We start from the raw sequence: 20,558 nt of genomic DNA, 5'->3' as shown, positions 1-20,558 counted from the left end.
CTCTCCTCATAATAATTTCCCGACCGCGTCCAGCAGCGCACCGGGCGTTTCGAGTTGGGGCATATGTCCCGCTTCCGGAATTGTCTGGAACTCGGCTTGCGGAATATAGCGGTGAAGCTGCCTTCCACGCTCAAGCGGAATCCATGGGTCCTTTTCGCCCCAGATGATCTTAACGGGGCATCGCACGGCACCAAATGATGGCTCTATTTCTGCAGTATATTTTTCGTCCGCCTGAGCGAATTGCCGATAAAAGCTATGTGCGCCATCCTCGGTGAGCCAGGGCTCGATCAACCTGTCGAGATCGCTATCATTGAGCGGACGGACCAAGGCGCCCCGGATGTAGGCTTCCACAATTGCACGATGAATATGCTGCGGAAGACCCTGGAAGGCTTCGACATGTCTTCCAACATGATCAAAAAACGCCGATCCCCAAGGCCGAACTGCGACCACGTTCATGAGCACATACCGCTCGTACTCACAACCGTGCAACAAATGGGCGCGCAAGCTAATCGCTCCACCGAAATCGTGGGCAATGACGGATGGGCGGCAAAGCCTCCAATGCGTGAGCATTTCCACGAATATTTCGCCCTGCACGTCGAGCGAAGTGCGGCGATCCGGACGCTTTTCGGAATGGCCATAGCCGGGCATGTCGTACCAGTGAACCCGATACCTTTGCGCGAGCGTTGGAATAACCTTGTGCCACGAGAACGAAGACCACGGCCAACCATGCGCGAGAACCAGATCCGGTCCTTGCCCGGTCTGACCGGCCGAAACAACTCCCGCCGATGTCTTGACGGTTTCAGTCAGTGCCCAATCGCTCATGCCATTCTCCCGTATCACCTTTATCGATGCAATAAACGGTGATAATGTGAACGCACCCAATATCACTGTCAAATCAAAATTTAAGGGTAAGAAATGACGACTGGATCGGTATGGGAGGAAGAAGATTTTGTTGGCGGACATGTCGCCCTTGACTTCCTGAATACGGCTGGAGGGGCGAACAAAGCTCGGGATGTGGAGCGGCTTGTCGACTACGGCGCAGCTCTCCGGTGGGGTACGGCTACCAAGCTTTTAACCGAGGACGAAGCTAGCCAGCTGACGCGGCTTGCGCATACGGGTCCGCAAACCGCACAGCATGCGCTGGATTCTCTGCGGGCATTTCGCGAGACGTTGCACATTTGCCTGATGGCCGAACAGGCGGGATCCGAATGGCCCTGGTACGAACGGTCAAAGGTCGAAAAGCAAATCAAGGCTGCGCTCTGCGAGGCTAGCCTCGACAGAGGCGACGAGCGCTTTCTCTGGACCGCATCGGCCCAACAATGCGGCTTGGCGTTGCTTCTTGCACGGATTGCGATCGCCACTGAATCACTGTTGCGGAGTGATGACCTGCCCCGCATGAGGAACTGCGAACGGTGTTCCTGGCTCTTCATTGATCGTGGCCGTGGAAAGCCTCGTCGCTGGTGCAGCATGGCGGCCTGTGGCAGTAGGGCGAAGTCGGCTCGCTACTACCGCCGTCATAAGGAAGGCCAAAATCGCGACGGAGTTTAGCGCGCGAAGCATAAGCGCCAGCACCGTCGCAATGCCCGAAAAAGGGGGCGGTCTCGCACGAAAAAGGATGGACAGTTGCGAAACCGCGGTGTGCTACCGCCGCATCTCGTCCTCGCAACGTGGCATGCGCCCATCGAGGAAACCCAGATCCTTTTTCATGTATTCGGACGTGGAGTCGAGGTCGAGATTCAAGCGCCGCCCTCTCATCCGACGAAAGGCAACGGTGACTGTCCGGACTGCTCCTGTGAACGAGAGAAGCGGTTTTCTTTCAGCATATTCCAATACATCGCAGGACATCTGAGCACCCTCGAATCCGGTGAAGTTGACTTGCAGCATGCCGCCGAACATGCTCGAACTCCAATCGAACATCCGTCTGCATGCATCAAGAGAGCTTATCCATGAAGATGTCGAAGCAGTTCCCGCTCAATGCGCTGAGGGTCTTCGAGGCCGCCGCCCGGCTCGGCAGCTTCACCAAGGCGGGCGAGGAGCTTGGCATGACCCAGACAGCGGTCAGCTACCAGATCAAGCTCATCGAGGAGAACGTCGGCGAGCCGCTGTTCCTGAGGAAGCCGCGCCAGGTGACGTTGACGGAAGTGGGCCAGCGGTTGTCGCCGAAGGTGACCGAAGCATTCGAACTGCTGCACGACGCGGTCGCCTCGGCGCGCGGCGACACGGAAGCGGCTCTGCTCATCAACTCGACTGCGACCTTTGCCTCGCAATGGCTTGCCCGAGAGATCGGCACGTTCCAGCTCGCACACCCGAATATCGCCGTACGTCTCGTGGCGAACGACGCAATCATCGATTTCAACAAGGAGTCGGTCGACGTGGCAATCCGCTCCGGCAATGGCGAATGGCCGGGCCTTGTGAGCCATCAGCTGATGCGGGTGGAGTTTACCCCGATGCTCAGCCCCGCCCTAGCCGCGACGATCGGCGGCGTGCGCTCCCCGCGAGACCTTCTGAAGCTCCGCATCATCGACCCGCGAGATCCCTGGTGGCAGTTATGGTTCCGCGCCGCCGGCGTCAACGACCCGGATCTGGCTGGCCGCACGGCGAGCCGGCTCGGCGCCCAAGCCTTCGAGGCGCGGGCAGCGGTCGCGGGCCAGGGCGTCGCGATCCTGATGCCGGAATTCTATGGCGACGACGTTGCCCTTGGGCGGCTTTACCAGCCATTCGAGCTGCGCTGCAGCGATGGTCACGACTATTGGCTGGTTTATCCCTATGCCCGCCGCAATACCCCCAAGATCCGCGCCTTCCGCGACTGGATCCTTGGCAAGCTCAATCCAGGCGACATTGCAGGCCAGTGATGAACCGGCTTCCGAGAACGCCGCTCTAACCTTTTGGACAAAATCGGTTTCAAGGGCGCCGGCATTGGCGGTGGATTACGATCGAGTGATTGTGTCACCCCTTCCCCACTCCCGTTTTTTCTCGCAAGCTGCGACACCGGAGAGAAAGGGGACCTGAATGTACGAATTCGCCATCGCCTGGGAATGGCTGGCCTTTGCCGTCCGCTGGCTGCATGTGGTGACCGCCATCGCCTGGATCGGCTCGTCCTTCTATTTTATCGCGCTCGACCTTGGCCTGGTGAAGCGCGACCACCTGCCGCCCGGCGCCTATGGCGAAGAATGGCAGGTGCATGGCGGCGGTTTCTACCACATCCAGAAATATCTGGTGGCGCCGGCCACGATGCCGGAACATCTCACCTGGTTCAAATGGGAGTCCTATTCGACATGGCTCTCGGGCTTCGCAATGCTCTGCATCGTCTATTACGGCGGTGCCGATCTCTTCCTGGTCGACCGGCATGTGCTGGATATCTCAGCCACAACGGCGATCCTGATTTCGCTTGCTTCGCTCGGTGTCGGCTGGATTTTCTATGACCTTCTCTGCAAGTCGCCGATCGGCAACAACACCTGGGGCCTGATGGCCCTCCTTTATGTCGTGCTCGTCGCCATGGGCTGGGGCTATACGCAGGTCTTTACCAGCCGCGCGGCCTTCCTGCATCTCGGCGCCTTCACGGCGACGATCATGTCTGCCAACGTCTTCTTTATCATCATCCCCAACCAGAAGATCGTCGTCGCCGACCTGATCGCCGGCCGCACGCCCGATCCGAGGCTCGGCGCCCAGGCCAAGCAGCGGTCGCTGCACAACAACTACCTGACCTTGCCGGTCATCTTCTTCATGCTGTCGAACCACTATCCGCTCGCCTTCGCGACGGCGTTCAACTGGATCATCGCGGCCCTGGTGCTCCTGATGGGCGTGACGATCCGCCACTGGTTCAACACCACCCATGCGCGCAAGGGCAAGCCGACCTGGACCTGGCTCGCGACAGTAATCCTCTTCATCCTGATCGTGTGGCTGTCGACCGTGCCGAAAGTGCTGACCGGCGAAGAGCGGGCTGGGGCGGCACCCGCTTTTGAGCGCTTTGCCGAGAATGAACATTTCCCCGCAGTCAGGAACACGATCTCGACCCGCTGCACCATGTGCCATGCCGCCGAGCCCGTCTACGAGGGCATTGCCCGCGCCCCGAAGGGCGTCATACTCGAGGGCGACGCCGAGATTGCCGCGCTGGCGCGTGAAATCTATATCCAGGCGGGGCGAAGCCACGCCATGCCGCCCGGTAACATAACCGACATGACGGCGGACGAACGCAGGCTGCTCACAGCCTGGTTCGAGAGCGCCGCCGGGGAGACACGATGACACCCACCCTCATCCGCGGCCGCACGCTGAGCTTCAACCGGGCGCCGGAGAGCATCGACGACAGCGCCGCCTATGCCTATGAAAGCGACGGCGCGCTGCTCGTCGAGGATGGGGTGATCAGGGCTTGCGGCCCTTACGCGACCGTAAAGGCAGCAGCTCCGGAAGGGGTGGAGGAGATCGATCACCGCCCGCACCTCATCGTGCCGGGCTTCATCGACACGCATCTGCATTTCCCGCAGATGCAGGTGATGGCTTCCTACGCGGCCAACCTGCTGGAATGGCTGAACACCTACACCTTCCCGGAGGAATGCCGCTTCGTGGAGACGGCACATGCGGAGCGGATCGCGGTGCGCTTTTTCGACGAGATGGTTCGCCACGGCACGACGACGGCGACGGCCTATTGCTCAGTGCACAAGGCGTCCGCTGATGCCTTCTTTGCCGAGAGCCTCAGACGCGGCACCTGCATGGTCGCCGGCAAGGTGATGATGGACCGCAATGCCCCGCAGGGCCTGCTCGACACGCCTCAGATGAGCTATGACGAGACGCGGGCGGTGATTGCCGATTGGCACGGCAAGGGCCGCAACCACGTCGCCATCACCCCGCGCTTCGCGATCACCTCGACGCCGGAGCAGATGGAGGTGGCGAAATCGCTGGTCCGCGAGTTTCCCGACCTGCACGTGCAGACGCATCTCTCCGAAAATCGCGACGAGATCGCCTTCACCTGCGAACTCTATCCGGAAGCCAAGGATTATACCGACGTCTATGCCCGCCACGGCCTGCTCGGGCGCAAGAGCCTCTTCGGACATTGCATTCATCTCTCAGAGCGCGAAGCCGATGCGATGAGCGAGACCGGCTCGGTCGCCGTCTTCTGCCCGACATCCAACCTCTTCCTCGGCTCCGGCCTGTTTCCGCTTCGCGCTTTGACGCGACGCGACAAGCCGGTGCGCGTCTCGGTCGCCTCCGACATCGGCGGCGGCACCAGCTATTCGATGCTGAAGACGCTCGACGAGGCTTACAAGATCCTGCAGTTGCAGGGCGAGCGGCTGAACCCCTTCGACAGCTTCTACATGATGACCCGCGGCAACGCCGAGGCACTATCGCTCGTCGACCGCATCGGCACGCTGGAGCCGGGCACGGATGCCGACCTCACGGTGCTCGACATGGCGGCGACGCCGGCCATGGCGCTCAGGGCCGAAGTGGTCAACTCGCTCGCCGACGAGCTCTTCCTTTTGCAGACGATGGGCGACGACCGCTCGATCGTCGAGGCCTATGTGGCCGGCAAACCGGCAAAATCGGTGCTCGCCATCGCCTGAGAAAAGAGGTCAATTTTTTTTACCTCTTTTCTGTTGCAACTATTACAACCCTTTTCGAAACATGATAAGGCGTCCGTAATCTCCATTCGATGAGGGCGAACCATGGCGCAAATCCTCGACATCAGCGACCTCAAGGAACTCGCCAGGCGGCGGGTGCCGAAGCTCTTCTTCGACTACGCCGACAGCGGCGCCTGGACGGAGGGCACCTATCGAGCCAACGAGGAGGATTTTGCGAAGATCAAGCTGCGCCAGCGGGTGCTGGTCGACATGACCAATCGATCGCTCGAAACGACGATGATCGGCCAGAAGGTGTCGATGCCGGTCGCCCTTGCCCCGACCGGCCTGACCGGCATGCAGCACGCCGACGGGGAAATGCTGGCGGCCCAGGCAGCGGAGGCCCATGGGGTCCCCTTCACGCTCTCGACCATGAGCATCTGCTCGATCGAGGACGTCGCCTCGGTCACGACAAAGCCGTTCTGGTTTCAGCTCTATGTGATGCGCGAGCGCGAATTCGTGCTCAACCTCATCGACCGGGCGAAAGCGGCGAAATGTTCGGCGCTCGTCCTGACACTCGACCTGCAGATCCTCGGCCAGCGCCACAAGGATCTTCGCAATGGTCTGTCGGCGCCGCCGCGCATGACGCCGAAGCATCTCTGGATGATGGCGACGCGGCCAGGCTGGTGCATGAAGATGCTCGGCACGAACCGGCGCACCTTCCGCAACATCGTCGGCCACGCCAAGAGCGTCACCGACCTCTCCTCGCTCCATGCCTGGACCGCGGAGCAGTTCGATCCGCAGCTCTCCTGGAAGGACGTCGAGTGGATCAAGGAGCGCTGGGGCGGCCCGCTCATCCTGAAGGGCATCCTCGATCCGGAAGACGCGAAAATGGCGGCGAAGACCGGCGCCGACGCCATCATCGTCTCCAACCATGGCGGCCGCCAGCTCGACGGCGCGCCGTCTTCGATCAGCATGCTGCCGAAGATCATCAACGCTGTCGGCGATCAGGTCGAGGTCCATCTCGACGGCGGCATCCGCTCCGGACAGGACGTGCTGAAGGCCGTCGCGCTGGGTGCCAAGGGCACCTTCATCGGCCGCCCCTTCCTTTACGGTCTGGGCGCGATGGGCAAGGAGGGCGTGACCCTGGCACTCGACATCATCCGCAAGGAGATGGACATCACCATGGCGCTCTGCGGCAAGCGCAACATCAACGAAGTGGGCCGCGACGTCATCGCCGACTACGCGATGTGACGCGCCAAGCGCAGTGCCGGCACGCAGCAGCGCTTCAACCGGATCGGGCCTTGCTCTAGCTGCCGCGATAGGTCGAATAGCCGTAGGGCGAGAGCAGCAGCGGCACGTGATAGTGGCTCGCGGCATCGGCGATGCCGAACCGCAACGGGATGAGGTCGAGGAAGGCCGGTTCCGACAGCGACGCGCCGACCGCACGCAAATAGTCGCCCGCATGAAAGACCAGCTCGTAATGGCCCGCCGCAAATTCCGCACCCTCGGCGAGCGGATCGTCGACCCGGCCGTCGCTGTTCGTGCGGACGGTGCGGATCAATTGCCGCTCCCCGCCGTCCAGCCGATAGAGGTCGATCCGCAGCCCCGCTGCCGGCTTGCCGAGTGCGGTGTCTAGAACATGGGTCGTCAGACGGCCGGTCTTGCTCATCGCGTGCTCTCCTTCGACAACGGATCGAGGATGACGAAGGGCTCCTCGTAGAAGAATTCCTCGAGGTTGTTGTCCGGGCCATCGCGATCGACGACGAGGAAATCGCTGGCGGCATCGACCGCCATCAGCGGATGGTGCCAGACATTGCGACCGTAATTGACCCCCTGCCGACCGCTTGCCAGAAAGACCCGCGGCCGGCCGGGACGCCCGCCTTCGTCCTCGGCGACGACGGCCAGCCAGGGCCGATCGTCAAGTGGCGAAAAGCTCTGGCTGCCGAGCGGGTGGCGCTCCATCATGGCGAGCCTATAGGGGAAGGCCCGCGCCTGGCCGCGAAAGATGTTGATGATGACCCTGGCGCCTTCGCCGACGGCATCGGCCACTGCAAGCCCATGAAACCGTTCGGTATTGCCACCATTGATGAATCGTGCCGACACCGGGTCGGCCTCGATGACGCTGCCGAACGGAGCGAAGGCTTCCTTCGTCAGCGGCTCGATTGAAATGAGATGCGACATCAAACCCGGGACCCGGCTGTCCAGCCGTTGAGGCCAGGGCGCGAAACGCCGCAGGCGGCCGGTTCGGCAACGGTTATGTCAGGCATTATCTTCTCCCGGAAGCATGGAATTGAGCCGCAGCCGGGCGATCTGCTCCACCTGCGCACAGGCGGTTTCAAATTCCTCTTCCTTCGAATTGTCAATCCGCTGTTCGAAAGCAGCGAGAATATCGTCCTTCGTCAGCCCCTTCACCGCGATGATGAAAGGAAAGCCGAATTTCTTCATATAGGCTGCGTTCAGCCCCGTGAAGCGGGCATGCTCTTCCGGCGAAAGCCGGTCAAGCCCCGCCGATGCCTGCTCGAACTTCGAGTCGGCGGTGAGCTTGCCGGCGACGGCCAGCTTGCCGGCAAGATCCGGATGCGCGCGCAAGACCGCGAGGCGTTCTGCCGGCGACGCCGCACGAAACGCGTTGCAGAGCGCCGAGTGGAGGTTGCCCTCCGTCAACCCCGACGCGGCGGCATGATCGAACGCACGCTCCGCCACCCAGGGCGAATGCTCGAAGATGCCGCCGAAGCGGCGAACGAACTTCTCGCGTTCCAACATCAGCGCAATCCTTCCGGTCGATGATGCTCGTACCAGTGGCGGGCAATGTCGATGCGTCGTGGCACCCACACCTTGTCGTGCGACATCACGTAATCGATGAAGCGGGCGAGCGCCGCCGCCCGGCCGGGCCGGCCGACGAGACGGCAGTGCAGGCCGATATTCATCATCTTCGGACTGCCTTCCTTGCCTTCCTCATAGAGCACGTCGAACGTGTCCTTGAGATAGGTGAAGAACTGGTCGCCGGAATTGAAGCCCTGATTGGTGGCAAAGCGCATGTCGTTGGCGTCGAGCGTATAGGGAATGATGAGATGCGGCTTGTCGGGGGTCAGCCCCGGAACCCAATAGGGAAGTTCGTCCGCATAGGAATCGCAGGAATAGAGGAAGCCGCCCTCCTCCAGCACGAGCTTCAGGGTATTGACCGAAGGCTTGCCCTGATAGAGGCCGAGCGGCCGCTCGCCGGTCAGTTCAGTATGCAGGCGCACCACTTCGCGAATATGTTCGCGCTCGACCTCCTCCGGAAAATCCTTGTATTCGAGCCAGCGCAGCCCATGGCTGGCAATCTCCCATCCGGCCTCCTTCATCGCCGCAACCGCCTCCGGGTTGCGTGCCATGGCGAGCGTCACGCCATAGACCGTCAGGGTGACGCCGCGGCTCGTGAACATCCGCCACAGGCGCCAGAAACCGGCGCGCGCGCCGTATTCGTAGATCGATTCCATGTTGAGGTTGCGCTGACCCGCCCAGGGCTGCGCGCCGACGATCTCCGACAGCAGGCACTCGGATGCCGGGTCGCCGTCGAGAATCGAGCTTTCGCCGCCCTCCTCATAGTTCAGGACGAACTGCACGGCGATTCGCGCGTCGCCCGGCCAGTGCGGCTGGGGCGGCGTACGCCCATAGCCGATGAGGTCGCGCGGATAGGGAGTCTCGACCATGAAATCACCTTCGCTTTTTCCGAAACGGTAACACCGCCCACCGGATTGTCGAGATGAAATTGGCGGCGCGAGAGCCGCTTAGCGTATCGCGGAGAGGGAACCGGCGCCGTGTGGCCAAGGGCGTCCAGTATCGGCCGATGCACGCATCGGCACCGGCGGACGGGCGGAAATCTTGCCGAGCGGATGCTGGGAATGAACGCGCATCGGCGCCCCGGCCTCCGGCTCGACGAACAGGGCAAGGCTGTGGAGGATAAGCGGTTTCGCAAGATGCGGCTCGAAGACCTCTCGCAACGGCACTTCCAGGCCTCGCCCGACGTCGGCGGCCAGTGGGCCGGTCAGTTTCATGTGGAAGCGGTACTCGTCCATCACGAAGGGATTGCCCCAGCGGTGCAGGTTGGCGAATTGCGGAGCCGACAGCTGATCGGGATCGGAGCGTTCGATCTCATCCTCGCTGAGCGGTGCGCGGAACCGGTCGAACACGTGCAGGACCCGCGCGGCGAGCCTGTGCATCGCATCGCTCGGCACCTGCGGCAGCAGGCCCAGGCATTGGCTGAGGCGCGCCACCTGCAGCGGCTCGATTGCGAACGGCGTTTCGGCGCTGGTGAAGTGCATCAGCGCCCTCAACAGTTGCGCCTCATCCGACCCTTCGGCGAGGCGGAAGGGCGCCATGATCATGGCGTGAAAACCGAAACGGCGCGGAACCGCCGTGTGGAAGGCTATCTCCGAAACGCGAAGCCCGGCGATCGAGGGCGGCTCCACGGGCTCGCCCGAATAGACGCTGCGGCCGAGCCAGCTCGCCGCCGCCGCAGACAGCGGGTCTCCCATCGGCGGCGTAAAACAAATGGCGTACCGCATTGCAAGGCTCCGAAATTCGGTTCGATAGCCGCCTCTTAGGTGATTTGCGTGACAGATTGACGAAGTGGAATGGGGCTATTGCAGTGCCGCGAGATGGGTTTCGCACCGGAAGGCTTGCGGCAGTTCGACGTTCCTGCGCCCGACAATCTCGTCGATGACGAAGCCCGCCAGGACATGCGCCATTCCAAAACTGACCTTGAAGCCGCCCGTCAGCACCGACAGCCTCTCATGATCCGGATGCCGGCCGACCATCGGCTCCCTGCCGGTTGCCTTCGGGCGCAGCCCGGCCCAGCGTTCGATCACCGGCGCGCCGCGCAGGTTCGGGGCCAGAGCGACGGCCCGATCGATCAGCGCGTCCAGTTGCGCGTCCGTCGAAAACGGCGCGGAGAAATGGCTTTCGCTGGTGCTGCCGACGGCGACATGGCCGTTTTCATGCGCAACGATATAGACACCGTCGGTGAAGATGGTCGGCGAGGCGGGATCGATGTCGGCTCTAAGCAGCGCCGCCTGCCCCTTTACCGCGCCGCCGCTCGGCGCCTGCGGCCGCTCCGCCAACCGGTCGATCAAGGGGAAACTCTCGACGCCCGCTGAGAGTATGCACTGTCCGAACGCCAGTTCCCGCCCGTCGGCAAGCGCCAGCCGGCCACGCTGCGGGTCGATCGAGGAAACCTCGGCACCCTCTTCGACCCGGACATGAGGAAACTGAACTAATGCCGTCCGTAGCGTCGTCAGCAGCCTTCGCGGCGCCACGCGCGCCGCAAGCGTATCGTGGACGACGCCGAAAGGCGCTGCGCTCGCCGCTGGCCAGTCCCCGATACCGGCATCGCCGACATGCCAGTGGAAACGCCGGTCGCCCGCAATCCAATGCCGCTCCGCGTCCTTCTCGTGGCCAAGTGCGATGTCGCGCAGATGCTCTCTGCCGAGCGGCATAATCCGCCCCGAGCGGCGATAGCCTGCCGAAAGGCCCGTCTCGGCTTCGAGCCGGGCAATCTCGCTTTCGAGAGAAACCAGGGCATCGAACTGGAACTGTTTCTTGGCATTCCAGCGGTCGGGCATATGCGGCATCAGCGCTCCAAGCAGACCGCCGCTCGCCCCCGCACCGACGTTCTTCCGCTCGAGAAGACATGTCTCGATGCCGGCCCGGCCGGCCATGAGCGCCGCCCAGAGCCCCATGATCCCGCCGCCGACGATCAAAACTTCGCTCATCGATTGACGTTCCCCAGACACAAGACTATCGCCATTGCCATGACTGCAACCGATCTACGCCAGAGCCAGCCGCCCGCCAGCCAAAGCCTCGAATGGCATGCGGGCGATATGCCCTATTCGGTGGAATTTGGCGATCACTTTTACTGCCGCACCGATGGCCGGCTGGAATGCGGCCATGTCTTTCTTTCGGGCAACAGGCTGCCGGCGCGCTGGAGCGCAGGCGGGACCTTTACGATCGGCGAGCTCGGCTTCGGCACCGGCCTGAATTTCTGTGAGACTTGGCGCCAGTGGAAACTGGTGCCGACCTCCGGTGGCCGGCTGCACTTCGTCTCCTTCGAACGCTTTCCGATGCGCGCCGGCGAGATTGACCGGGCGCTTTCCCATTGGCCGGAGATCGACGCAGAGCGTCAGGCGCTTGTGGCTCATTGGCCGGATATGCCCGCAGGCCGGATCGACATTGCGTTCGGCGACGTGCGTCTTACGGTGGTCTGCGGTCCGGCGCTCGAGTGCCTCTCCGCCTCACGGGAAAGTTTTGGCGCCTGGTATCTCGACGGCTTCGCGCCTTCCCGTAACCCCGACATGTGGTCGCAAGAACTCATGCGCACGGTCTTCGACAAGACCGTGCAGGGCGGCACCTTCGCCACTTATGCTGCCGCGGGCTTCGTCCGACGCAATCTCGCCGCCGCCGGCTTTGCCGTCGAGCGTCTTCCGGGCTTTGCCGGCAAACGCGAGATGCTGCGGGGCGACAAGAACTGAAACTGCCTACCCGGGAAAGACCACGGACTTGACCGTAGCGATCAGCTGGTCTGTCGGAACTGCGACGCAGTTGCGGTCGATCTCGGCAACAGTCTTTTCCTTGACGTGATGCGAGAGCAGCTTCCTGAGATCGCCGAGCGTCCGCGGCGCGGCGCAGATCACCAGATTCTCGAAGGCGTTTTCCAGAGCATAATGGTCGAGCTTCCCGGCAATCTCGACGGCGAACCGGTGCTGTTCCTCGCGGACCGGATCGCTGCTGTATTCCATGGCCGAGCGACCATGTCCCACCGACGAATGGCTGCGACCCGGTTTGTCGGCCATGATGTCCTGAGCGCGTCTCCCCTCGATCTCGTAGGATTCCACTTCTGGCTGCTGATGCCCATCCTTCAACAAGTTTACGTCCTTGACGATGCGCGCCGCGTTGCCATCGGCTGCCAGTATCCAAATCCGGTTCCGCACTGGTTCCTCTCCTGTCTCTCGATTGGCAGATAGGTCGGCGAAGGCTCAAGGAACGGAACGGTTTGAAGTCGCGTCAGGTTCCCGATCGCCGAAGGTCCTTTTTGTCCAATGCCACGCGGCTTGGCTGGAAATGCGCAAGGCAGGCATCGAAATCGGGTTCCCGCGTCGGCTCGTACCCTCTACTCCCGCCGACCTGGAACCCGCAATCCCCGGCACAATTCGCATCTGGCCGGCAGCTGCAACGTGCCCGAGAATGCTGAGGCCAAGCCGAAGGATTGTACGCTCCGGCGCTTCTTCTGCAAGGCTTTCATGCAGCGTGACCGGCGACACGACCTCGCCGGACTGTCATCAGCGGTGCCCCTCCATCGGAGGCCGATGCAGGACGCCAAATTCGCACGCGCAAAAGATGCAGCTTGACTTTTCAGCCCAAAACAACGACATGGACAGCGCGTCACCTTCCGGCCGCCGCGTGAGCGCGCCCTCGGCAGACACTTCAAGCCGTGAAGAAGGAAAAGCGCGAGACATCGCCGCAATCGGCGGCACAGGCGCTTGACGATTTTTCTTTAACCCACAAGTTCCCAATTCACGCGGGGTTCTTGACGCCAGACGACACCGGAATTGCAAGAGGCGATTCCGGCGCATGCGTTTGGCGCCCCCGAAAGGTATATCCCTTGTCCACTTTCAAAGAGCTTGGCCTCTCGCAGCAGATCCTGGCCACCCTCTCCGCCAATGGCTTCGAGAAGCCGACGCCCATCCAGATGCAGGCCATCCCGCTCGTCCTCAAAGGCCATGACCTCATCGGTCTCGCCCAGACGGGCACCGGCAAGACGGCCGCCTTTGGCCTGCCGATGATCGAGAAGCTTCTCGCCGACGGCCGGCGCGCCGACCCGCGCAACATCTGCGCGCTCGTGCTTGCCCCTACCCGCGAACTCGTCAACCAGATTGCAACCAACCTCAAGCTCTTCGTGAAGAAGAGCCCGCTGAAGGTCGGCGTCGTGGTCGGCGGTGTCTCGATCAACAAGCAGACCGAACAACTCGCCCGCGGCGTCGACATCCTCGTGGCAACGCCCGGCCGCCTGCTCGACCTCGTCGCCCGCAAGGCGGTGACGCTCACCCAAGCGCGCTACCTGGTTCTCGACGAAGCCGACCAGATGCTCGACCTCGGCTTCATTCATGACCTGCGCAAGATTTCGAAGCTCGTGCCGAAGAACCGCCAGACGCTGCTGTTCTCCGCGACGATGCCGAAGCAGATCGCCGAGCTTGCCGGCGAGTACCTCACCGACCCGGTCAAGGTTGAAGTCACGCCTCCGGGCAAGGCAGCCGACAAGGTTGAGCAATATGTGCATTTCGTGCCGGGCAAGGACCTGAAGACGACGATCCTCAAAAAGTCGCTGGCCGACAACCCGGATGGGTTGTCGCTGGTCTTCAGCCGGACGAAGCATGGTGCCGAGAAGCTGATGAAGCATCTCGACCATGTCGGTTTCAAAGCCGCTTCGATCCATGGCAACAAGAGCCAAGGCCAGCGCGAGCGGGCCTTGAAAGGTTTCCGCGATGGCGAAATCCGCGTGCTCGTCGCAACCGACGTCGCCGCCCGCGGCATCGACATCCCGGGCGTCACCCACGTCTACAACTATGATCTGCCGGAAGTTCCGGATGCCTATGTGCATCGCATCGGCCGCACGGCCCGCAACGGCCGCGACGGCATTGCGATCGCCTTCTGCTCGCCGGACGAAATCCGCCTGCTGCGCGACATCGAAAAGCTGATGGGTATCCAGATCGCCGTCGCCAGCGGCGACGCGCCGGCCGACCAGGCTCGGCCCGCAAAGGGTCGCGGCGGTCGCGGCAACGGCCAGCATCGCGGCAACGGCGGCGGCCAGCATCGCGGCAATGGCGGTGGGCAGCGTCGTGACGGAGATCGCCCGCCCAAGCGGTCGGCGCAGGAGACGCCGCGGACGGGTGGGTTTGCCGGCGACGATCTGCTGCACGACGACCGCCCGCAAAAACACGAGCGCCGGGATCACCGCGCCGCGGGCACAGGCCATCATGACGGCCGGTCCGAGGGCAACCGCAACCACGAAAACCGGAAACATCATGGCCGCCCGGGCGCGAAGCAGGACGGCCGTCGCCACGGCGACGGACAGCCCGGCAATCGCCGCGAGCGCGGCCAGGGCCAGCGCCGCGCCGACAATGGCGGCCGGCAGGGCTGAGGCGCTGCATGACATTGCGGCCGGCCGCGGAAGGCCGACCTCTGTGACCAGGATGATGTGACAACTCGGTCGCGGGACTGTGTTCCGCGACCGTTTTTTTTTAAGAAAGTCAGCCGCCAATGGCGGCGAGTTCGATCAGAAGGCTATTTCAGCAGCGGGGCGAACCTCGACCTGGCCTTGCCCGCATCGAATCCATCCAACGTTTCATTGTGATGCGCAACGATCTCCGGAAACGTGAGCGCTCCCGAGTCCGCGGTGGTGTGGCCGTCGGCAATCAGCGTCACATTGTATCCGAGCGAAACGGCCCGCCGCACCGTGGTATCGACACAGAACTCGGACATGCAGCCGCCGATCACCAGATGCGTTGCGGAACGCTCCTCGAGGCGTTCGGCAAGGTCGGTCTCGAAGAACGAGTCGCAGCTTTTCTTATGAATGACGACATCGCCCTCGGCTGGCGCGATCTCGTCGCGAATAACCCAGCCGGCGGTTCCGACCGCCAAGCGATGCTCTGCATCGCCGTCATGCTGGATCAACACCACCGGAACGCCAGCCGCTGCGGCACTCTCCTTGAGAATGCGAAGCCGCGCGACCGTCTCGTTCAGCGCCGCATCGATTTGCGGCTGTCGAGCCGGAGCGGCCTTTCCTGAAAGGATCGCGTTTTGCACGTCGATTATCAACAGTGCCTTGGTCATAGAAAGCGCCTTCTAATTCGCAGAACCTGCCACGGCTTTGTTCGCATGCTCACGTGAAAGGGCCTCGCCGGTCGTCTTGCGATTGGTAAGGTAAACGCCCGTCACCGCGATGACGGTGCCGATTATCATCGGCCAGGTCAGGGCCTCACCGAAGAAGAGCGCGGCCTGAACCGCCGCGAGCGGCGGCACCAGGTAGATGAGCGATGCGGCGCGAGAGACCTGGCCGCGCCGGATGAGATAAAGCAGGAGCGCGATCGCCCCCATCGACAGGCCGAGGACGGACCAGGCGAGTGCAGCGACGAGTTCGATGTTCCAGGTGACGCGCAGATCCTCGAGCATCAAGGCGAGCGGCACCGTGACGATCAGGGCGCCGACATATTGCAGCGCGGCGATCGACCGGATGTCGCCGTTCTGCAGGTACCGCTTCTGGTAGAGCGTGCCGTAGGTCACCGCTGCCATCCCGAGCACGTTGACGGCGACCGGCAAAAAATGGATGGGCGTCGATGCGGTGTCGATCGCCAGGGTCTTCGGCAAGACGGCGAGTGCGATGCCGCAAAAGCCGAGCATCAGGCCAAACCGCTGCTGCCGGCTGAGATTTTCGCCGATCAGGAAGGGCGCCACCGCCGCCGTCATCAATGGCTGCAAGCCGGCGATGATGCCGGATATGGCCGCGGGCACGCCCTGCCCGATCGCCCACCACACGGCGCCAAGATAAAGACCGTGAAGGAAGATTCCGGACACGACTGCATGGCCGACCGTGCTCCAGGAGCGCGGCCAGCGCGCACCGGTCGCAGCGCAGAAGCCGATGAAGAGCAGGATCGCCACGCTGTAGCGCAGCGCCAGGAAGGTCAGCGGATCGGCAAAGAAGGCGGCGTATTTCGCAACCACCCAGCCCGTTGACCAGAGCAGCACGAAAATGGCCGGGGCCAGGCGGGCAAGCAGCATTGGCGTTTCCCCAGTAAGGCGGACCAAGCAAGGCGGATCCCGAAGATCCAAAGAGGTCGTCGCCGCGGCGATAGAACGCGTGCCGCGCTCGGTCAAAGCAATTTTTCTGATGATTGCGATCAGCGAATCGGAACCATCAGGCGCAGCGGGGATGCAGCCGGGGAAACGAACCCGGCCTCGTATTCTTCGCGATAGTGAAGGTGCGTCGTATCGACGGCATATCCCTCCGCAGCGATCCAATCGATCATCTTGCGGTATTGGACGAAAACATCTCCTCCCTCGGGATGGTGCATCGTCGTGGCGAAGCGCATCGCCGGCAGATCCAGGTGCTCGGGCGAGGCAAAGGTCGTGTGATCCTCGCCCACATAGCCGATCAGATAGGTGAAGCCCTCCGGCCGGACATTCCAGGAGAGACCGATGAGAGCGGCATGGTCTCGCGGATGCGTGCGCCGGCGATGCTCCTGTGTCTCGGCGATCAATCGGTGGACGGCGCCGTCGGCCGCTTCGACGAACGTGCCGTCCCAGAGGCAGCCGGTGACCCGTTGCGCCGGCCGTTCCGCGATCTCGTATACTGCGTCCATTCCGCTTCGCCCTGCCGTCATCACCTGCCGGCGCGGACATTTTACGCCTGCCCCATGGACGGACAAGATCGACAAGGCAATCCGCGACGGCAACCCTCGGTGGGGCGCCGAAAATTCAGGCATCTGCCCACCTGACGGTCAGGAAGGGAAGGCTGTCGGCGCGTCAGCCGCAGGTTGCGTTCGATCTGACCGAACGACGAGGGCCGAAAGCGCTTTCAAAATTTCTTCGCCAGCGAACGTGCACGCTTCTTGCATTGCGTCAAACGTTGTACTCAAATGATCGAAAATAAGGGGATTACGCCTTTGGCATTTGATGAAATGATCAATGCGGACAGCAGCCCGCGCCAGCCATATTCGACCTATCATCAATGGTATGCCGGCCAGGACAGAAACCGGCTCATAGCGAAATCGAAGGAAGCCGAAAACATCTTCCGCAAGACGGGCATCACCTTCGCGGTTTACGGACACGCCGATTCCTCCGAAAAGCTCATCCCCTTCGACCTCATTCCCCGCATCATTTCCGGCCGTGAATGGCGCCGCCTCGCCCAGGGCATCGAACAGCGGGTCATTGCGCTTAACGCCTTCCTGGACGACATCTACCACAAGCAGGAAATCATCCGCGCCGGCCGCATCCCGCGCGAACTGATCGAGAAGAACGATGCCTTCCTGCCGCAGATGATCGGCTTCCGCCCACCGGGCGGCGTCTATACCCACATCGTCGGCACCGATATCGTCCGCACCGGCGAAGACCAGTTCTATGTTCTGGAAGACAATGCCCGCACGCCGTCCGGTGTCAGCTACATGCTGGAAAACCGGGAAACCATGATGCAGATGTTCCCGGAACTCTTCCATCAGAACCGCGTGCGGCCGGTGGAAAACTATCCCTACCTGCTCCGCCAGAGCCTGGCATCGCTGGCGCCCCCCGGTTGCGCCGGCAAGCCGCGCGTCGCCGTGCTGACCCCCGGCATCTACAATTCGGCCTTCTACGAGCACGCCTTCCTCGCCGACATGATGGGCGTCGAACTGGTGGAAGGGTCGGACCTCAGGGTCATCGACGGCAAGGTGAAGATGCGCACGACCCGCGGCTACGAGGCGATCGACGTGCTCTACCGTCGCGTCGACGACGATTTCCTCGATCCCCTGACCTTCCGGCCGGACTCGGCTCTCGGCATTCCCGGCATCATGGACGTCTATCGCGCCGGCAACATCACCATAGCCAATGCGCCCGGCACGGGCATTTCCGACGACAAGGCGATCTATTCCTACATGCCGGAGATCGTCGAGTTCTATACCGGCCGCAAGCCGCTGCTCGAGAACGTGCCGACCTGGCGCTGCTCCGAGCCGCAGAGCCTCAAATACGTGCTCGAACATCTGGAGGCACTCGTCGTCAAGGAAGTCCATGGCTCCGGCGGCTACGGCATGCTCGTCGGACCGACGGCGACCAAGAGGGAGCGCGCCGCCTTCGCCGAAAAGCTCAAGGAGCGCCCCGGCAACTATATCGCCCAGCCGACATTGTCGCTCTCGACGGTGCCGATTCTCGTCAACAAGGGCATCGCGCCGCGGCATGTCGATTTGCGTCCCTACGTGCTCGTTTCCGATAAGGTGCAGATCATTCCCGGCGGCCTGACGCGCGTCGCGCTGAAGGAGGGCTCCCTGGTGGTGAATTCCAGCCAGGGCGGCGGCACCAAGGATACCTGGGTACTGGAGGACTGAGGCCATGCTGGGAAGAACTGCGAACGGCCTCTACTGGATGTTCCGCTATATCGAGCGCGCCGAGAACAGCGCCCGGCTGATCGACGCGGGCCTGCGCATGTCATTGACCCGCAGCGAGTCGAGCGAGGGCGACTGGGACGGCGTCTTGCAGAGCGCCGGCGTTCGCGAGCTCTATGACGAGGTGCACGACACGCTGACGAGCGGGGACGCCATCGATTTCCTGCTGCGTGACCGGGCCAATCCGTCGAGCGTCATGTCCTGCATCGAGGCGGGCCGCCACAATGCCCGCATGGTCCGCACCGCGCTCACCCGCGAGACCTGGGAAGCCACCAACGAATGCTGGATCGAATTGAAGGCGATGCTCGCCAAGAAGGCGCGGGCGGCCGACATGCCCGAGATCATCGACGCCATCAAGCGCCGCGCCGGCCTCATTCGCGGCGCCTTCCACGGCACGATGCTGCGCAACGAGATCTTCAATTTCTCGCGCATCGGCACCTTCATCGAGCGGGCCGACAACACCGCCCGCATCCTCGACGTGAAGTATTATGTTCTGCTGCCGGCGGTCTCCGCCGTCGGATCGTCGGTGGACAACGTGCAGTGGGAATCGATCCTGCGCTCCGTCTCGGCGCACCGCGCCTATGGCTGGGTCTATGATGCGGAACTGAGGCCCGCCAACATCGCCGACTTCCTGATCTCGAACGGCCGCATGCCGCGCTCCCTTGCCTATTGCTACGAAAAGATCGTCAGCAATCTCGGTTATCTCGCGCGCGAATATTCGGAGAGGCACGCCGCGCACGAAACCGCCGAAGAGACGCTTGCCTCGCTGCGCAGCCAGTCGATCAGCGACATCATGGATCGTGGCCTGCACGAATATCTGGAAGAGTTCATCAGCCACAACAACCGTCTGGGCCAGGAAATAACCGACGGCTACCGGTTTTACCAGTAAGGTCCGGGAGAGTGGAATGCACCTGAAAATCAGCCACACGACCGAATACCATTACGACGAGCCAGTGCCTTATGCGCTGCAGCGGCTGCGTCTGACGCCGACGACGCAGCCGGGCCAGACGGTCCTGAACTGGAGGACACTCGTCGAGGGCGCCGTGGTCGAGGCCAGCTACGACGACCATTTCGGCAACCGCACGCACCTCGTCAGCGTCGACGCGGATCGGACGACCTTCCGGATCGAGGCGAGCGGCGAAGTGGATACGGAGGACAAGGCCGGCGTTTTCGGCCCCCACCAGTCCTACGTTCCGCTCTGGCTCTATGCGCGCGAAACCCCGCTCAGCAAGGCGGGCAAGCTGATCCGCGAGCTTGCCAAATCCGCCACCGGCGAGACCGACCTCGCGCGCATGCACGCGCTGATGGAGATCATTCACGAAAGCATCGAATACAAGCCCGGCGAGACCCATGCCGAAACCACCGCGGAAGAGGCGCTCGAGCGCGGCAAGGGCGTCTGCCAGGACCACGCGCACATCCTCGTCTCGGCCGCCCGAACGCTCGGCCTGCCGGCCCGCTACGTCTCCGGCTATCTGCTGACCGAAGGCCATCCCGAGCAGACCGCAAGCCATGCCTGGGCCGATGTCCACATCGCCGGCCTCGGCTGGGTGGGCTTCGATCCCGCCAACAAGATCTGCCCGGACGGCCGCTATGTCCGCGTCGCTTCCGGCCTCTGCTACCGCGATGCCGCACCGGTTTCCGGTCTGGTCCACGGTGTCGCCAGCGAGACGCTGAAAGTGGCGGTTACGGTGGAGCGGCAGGGGCAAAGCCAGAGCCAGGGTGAGCAGAGCCAAAGCCAGAGCCAGTAGACGTCTCTGCCGAAATTGCCCCTCATCCGGCCTGCCGGCCACCTTCTCCGCGCAGGCGGGGCGAAGGTGACTCGCGGCACACCGCTCGATCCCCC

21 protein-coding genes and 1 pseudogene are annotated in these 20,558 nt (G+C 62.7%); 10 read left to right on the top strand and 12 right to left on the bottom strand.

What is annotated here, in order from left to right:
* Positions 1-6: 6 nt before the first annotated feature.
* Complete coding sequence (locus RHIBR816_RS0110735; protein ID WP_018236541.1) at positions 7-822, bottom strand: alpha/beta fold hydrolase; 816 nt, start codon at positions 820-822, stop codon at positions 7-9.
* Between the two features lie 93 nt (positions 823-915).
* Between RHIBR816_RS0110735 and RHIBR816_RS33940 the strand changes: the two genes are divergently transcribed.
* The gene (locus tag RHIBR816_RS33940; RefSeq protein WP_018236540.1) at positions 916-1,548 is read left to right on the top strand and encodes a CGNR zinc finger domain-containing protein; all 633 of its coding nucleotides are present in this window, start codon (positions 916-918) and stop codon (positions 1,546-1,548) included.
* 93 nt (positions 1,549-1,641) lie between these two features.
* Here RHIBR816_RS33940 and RHIBR816_RS0110725 read toward each other — a convergent pair whose 3' ends face one another.
* Entirely contained in the window at positions 1,642-1,896 is a 255-nt protein-coding gene (locus RHIBR816_RS0110725) for a hypothetical protein (protein ID WP_245262573.1), read from the bottom strand.
* A gap of 50 nt (positions 1,897-1,946) precedes the next feature.
* Between RHIBR816_RS0110725 and RHIBR816_RS0110720 the strand changes: the two genes are divergently transcribed.
* From RHIBR816_RS0110720 to RHIBR816_RS0110705, 4 genes are all read left to right on the top strand, one after another.
* Positions 1,947-2,852 carry a LysR substrate-binding domain-containing protein gene (locus RHIBR816_RS0110720; protein WP_018236538.1) on the top strand — a complete coding sequence of 302 codons (906 nt, stop codon included), beginning with the start codon at positions 1,947-1,949 and terminating at the stop codon, positions 2,850-2,852.
* A gap of 157 nt (positions 2,853-3,009) precedes the next feature.
* On the top strand, positions 3,010-4,242 hold the full coding sequence (gene puuD, locus RHIBR816_RS0110715; protein WP_018236537.1) for a urate hydroxylase PuuD: 1,233 nt from the start codon (positions 3,010-3,012) through the stop codon (positions 4,240-4,242).
* The gene (guaD, locus tag RHIBR816_RS0110710; protein ID WP_018236536.1) at positions 4,239-5,555 is read left to right on the top strand and encodes a guanine deaminase; all 1,317 of its coding nucleotides are present in this window, start codon (positions 4,239-4,241) and stop codon (positions 5,553-5,555) included. The genes puuD and guaD overlap by 4 nt, the downstream gene beginning before the upstream one ends.
* A 102-nt stretch (positions 5,556-5,657) precedes the next feature.
* Complete coding sequence (locus tag RHIBR816_RS0110705; protein WP_018236535.1) at positions 5,658-6,803, top strand: alpha-hydroxy acid oxidase; 1,146 nt, start codon at positions 5,658-5,660, stop codon at positions 6,801-6,803.
* Between the two features lie 55 nt (positions 6,804-6,858).
* Here RHIBR816_RS0110705 and uraH read toward each other — a convergent pair whose 3' ends face one another.
* The 6 genes from uraH to RHIBR816_RS0110675 form a co-directional block, all read right to left on the bottom strand.
* Positions 6,859-7,221, bottom strand: a complete 363-nt coding sequence (gene uraH / locus RHIBR816_RS0110700; protein ID WP_018236534.1) for a hydroxyisourate hydrolase — start codon at positions 7,219-7,221, stop codon at positions 6,859-6,861.
* Positions 7,218-7,733 carry an ureidoglycolate lyase gene (locus RHIBR816_RS0110695; protein WP_018236533.1) on the bottom strand — a complete coding sequence of 172 codons (516 nt, stop codon included), beginning with the start codon at positions 7,731-7,733 and terminating at the stop codon, positions 7,218-7,220. The genes uraH and RHIBR816_RS0110695 overlap by 4 nt, the downstream gene beginning before the upstream one ends.
* Before the next feature lie 78 nt (positions 7,734-7,811).
* Positions 7,812-8,315 carry a 2-oxo-4-hydroxy-4-carboxy-5-ureidoimidazoline decarboxylase gene (gene uraD, locus RHIBR816_RS0110690; protein WP_018236532.1) on the bottom strand — a complete coding sequence of 168 codons (504 nt, stop codon included), beginning with the start codon at positions 8,313-8,315 and terminating at the stop codon, positions 7,812-7,814.
* The gene (gene puuE, locus RHIBR816_RS0110685) at positions 8,315-9,244 is read right to left on the bottom strand and encodes an allantoinase PuuE (protein WP_018236531.1); all 930 of its coding nucleotides are present in this window, start codon (positions 9,242-9,244) and stop codon (positions 8,315-8,317) included. The genes uraD and puuE overlap by 1 nt, the downstream gene beginning before the upstream one ends.
* A 78-nt stretch (positions 9,245-9,322) precedes the next feature.
* Positions 9,323-10,099, bottom strand: coding sequence for a DUF1045 domain-containing protein (locus RHIBR816_RS0110680; protein WP_026186855.1), 777 nt, complete (start codon positions 10,097-10,099; stop codon positions 9,323-9,325).
* 75 nt (positions 10,100-10,174) lie between these two features.
* Positions 10,175-11,305: an FAD-binding oxidoreductase gene (locus RHIBR816_RS0110675; RefSeq protein ID WP_018236529.1), complete on the bottom strand. Its 1,131-nt coding sequence runs from the start codon at positions 11,303-11,305 to the stop codon at positions 10,175-10,177.
* 39 nt (positions 11,306-11,344) lie between these two features.
* Between RHIBR816_RS0110675 and mnmD the strand changes: the two genes are divergently transcribed.
* Positions 11,345-12,061, top strand: a complete 717-nt coding sequence (mnmD, locus tag RHIBR816_RS0110670; RefSeq protein WP_018236528.1) for a tRNA (5-methylaminomethyl-2-thiouridine)(34)-methyltransferase MnmD — start codon at positions 11,345-11,347, stop codon at positions 12,059-12,061.
* 6 nt (positions 12,062-12,067) lie between these two features.
* Here the strand turns inward: mnmD and RHIBR816_RS0110665 are convergent, their stop codons facing one another.
* Positions 12,068-12,520, bottom strand: a complete 453-nt coding sequence (locus RHIBR816_RS0110665) for a host attachment protein (RefSeq protein WP_018236527.1) — start codon at positions 12,518-12,520, stop codon at positions 12,068-12,070.
* Positions 12,521-13,191: 671 nt separating this feature from the next.
* Between RHIBR816_RS0110665 and RHIBR816_RS0110660 the strand changes: the two genes are divergently transcribed.
* Positions 13,192-14,727, top strand: a complete 1,536-nt coding sequence (locus tag RHIBR816_RS0110660; protein ID WP_018236526.1) for a DEAD/DEAH box helicase — start codon at positions 13,192-13,194, stop codon at positions 14,725-14,727.
* Between the two features lie 135 nt (positions 14,728-14,862).
* Here RHIBR816_RS0110660 and RHIBR816_RS33935 read toward each other — a convergent pair.
* From RHIBR816_RS33935 to RHIBR816_RS0110645, 3 genes and pseudogenes are all read right to left on the bottom strand, one after another.
* Positions 14,863-15,419, bottom strand: a pseudogene (locus RHIBR816_RS33935) (isochorismatase family protein).
* Positions 15,420-15,431: 12 nt separating this feature from the next.
* On the bottom strand, positions 15,432-16,361 hold the full coding sequence (locus RHIBR816_RS0110650) for a DMT family transporter (RefSeq protein WP_245262715.1): 930 nt from the start codon (positions 16,359-16,361) through the stop codon (positions 15,432-15,434).
* 122 nt (positions 16,362-16,483) lie between these two features.
* On the bottom strand, positions 16,484-16,945 hold the full coding sequence (locus tag RHIBR816_RS0110645; RefSeq protein WP_018236524.1) for a GyrI-like domain-containing protein: 462 nt from the start codon (positions 16,943-16,945) through the stop codon (positions 16,484-16,486).
* A gap of 318 nt (positions 16,946-17,263) precedes the next feature.
* Between RHIBR816_RS0110645 and RHIBR816_RS0110640 the strand changes: the two genes are divergently transcribed.
* Genes RHIBR816_RS0110640 through RHIBR816_RS0110630 form a run of 3 tightly spaced genes read left to right on the top strand, consistent with a single transcriptional unit; the run spans position 17,264 to position 20,463 of the window.
* Positions 17,264-18,658 carry a circularly permuted type 2 ATP-grasp protein gene (locus RHIBR816_RS0110640; RefSeq protein WP_018236523.1) on the top strand — a complete coding sequence of 465 codons (1,395 nt, stop codon included), beginning with the start codon at positions 17,264-17,266 and terminating at the stop codon, positions 18,656-18,658.
* Positions 18,659-18,662: 4 nt separating this feature from the next.
* Complete coding sequence (locus RHIBR816_RS0110635) at positions 18,663-19,604, top strand: alpha-E domain-containing protein (protein WP_018236522.1); 942 nt, start codon at positions 18,663-18,665, stop codon at positions 19,602-19,604.
* A gap of 16 nt (positions 19,605-19,620) precedes the next feature.
* Positions 19,621-20,463, top strand: a complete 843-nt coding sequence (locus tag RHIBR816_RS0110630) for a transglutaminase family protein (RefSeq protein WP_018236521.1) — start codon at positions 19,621-19,623, stop codon at positions 20,461-20,463.
* Positions 20,464-20,558: the final 95 nt, after the last annotated feature.

Origin of the sequence: Ensifer sp. BR816, assembly GCF_000378985.1 — a bacterium.
GTDB lineage: Bacteria > Pseudomonadota > Alphaproteobacteria > Rhizobiales > Rhizobiaceae > Sinorhizobium.
The sequence above is the reverse complement of the archived record's forward strand: the minus strand, read 5'-3'. Positions and strand labels throughout refer to the sequence as shown.